This window comes from Gilliamella sp. HK2, assembly GCF_001690265.1.
Classification (GTDB): domain Bacteria; phylum Pseudomonadota; class Gammaproteobacteria; order Enterobacterales; family Orbaceae; genus Gilliamella; species Gilliamella apicola_C.
The window spans coordinates 1-1107 of record NZ_LZGV01000024.1; the positions used below are offsets into that span (position 1 = coordinate 1).

Below are 1107 nucleotides of genomic sequence, written 5' to 3' on the forward strand. Positions count from 1 at the left end.
GAATCTTCAAGCAACGATAAAACGATAGAAACTACGGTAAAAGCAGGAACACGAAAATTAGAAAATATTTTAATACGAAGAATTTTCATGAAAATAGGTGGCATTCAGTCTCCTGGGCATTATTGGATTGAAATCATTCATGATGATGAGGATGAGACTGATGATTTTATAAAAGAGGCAAGGGAACAAAAATTAACTGAAAAACAATTTATTTCAATGAATAAAGAATGCACTAAAGCCAATGGTTTTCGTGAAAGTTATGGATGGTATCCTGATGACGGTCGTTGGGATGGATGGGCAAATTTTAAAGGCAATGGTTTTTTAAATGGTGATTGCAATTACAGGATAAAAAAAGATAAAGAACATAATTTATTTCATACAGAAGAACGAGAAGCAGGTAGACGAAATCATCAAAAAAAAGATGATAAACATCAAGAAAAGAATCATCTTTCAATTAGACCTTTTGATCCACATCAACATGGTCGATTTCATGAAGATGAAATAGATTTTACAACTCATCCTTATTTATTGCCCGATGATTCGCGCACGGAAGAGCAAGTGATAGAAGAAATTAGAGATTTTGCTGCTAAATTTGAAGATGAATGGAGTTATAAGGGGCATGGTTATAACGAAACCTGTTGTCACACATTTGTATTTTTATTACTTGCCAGTTGTAATTTAGCCGATCCAGACTGCATTGGAGCCCAAAAAGACCCATATTTCAAAGAGTATAAAAATAATTTAAAAAAAAGATTTAAAAACCAGAACAATAATGAGGCTGAAAAAAAATTTTATCAAAGGCATTGTATGACCGAACAATTACATGACATATCAAGGCTTGCACAAGCTAAATAAAATGAGTTCTAAAATGGGAAATTCGATTATGCAAATTTATACTAAAAATATTATAACAATTTCTATTTTATATTTTTTGTGTTCGGTCATTAATACTAATTTTACCTATGCGGATATAAACATGATAGTTCAAAAAACAATTATGAAAACACCACAACCTCTAGAAGCTAATAGAATTTACTACCAGTATGATTTTAAAAGTTTTCGTCATAAAGAAGATAGTTCTCCTGCAGAAGGAAAATTATTTTTATC

At 31.0% G+C, this 1107-nt stretch carries 2 protein-coding genes; both read left to right on the top strand.

Annotated features, from left to right (window positions below; all coding sequences use genetic code 11):
- A partial coding sequence (locus A9G45_RS14280) for a hypothetical protein (RefSeq protein ID WP_176701802.1) occupies positions 1 to 855 on the top strand: 855 nt, incomplete at its 5' end.
- A 28-nt stretch (positions 856 to 883) separates the two neighbouring features.
- On the top strand, positions 884 to 1107 hold a 224-nt coding region (locus A9G45_RS14555), incomplete at its 3' end, for a hypothetical protein (RefSeq protein WP_141674448.1).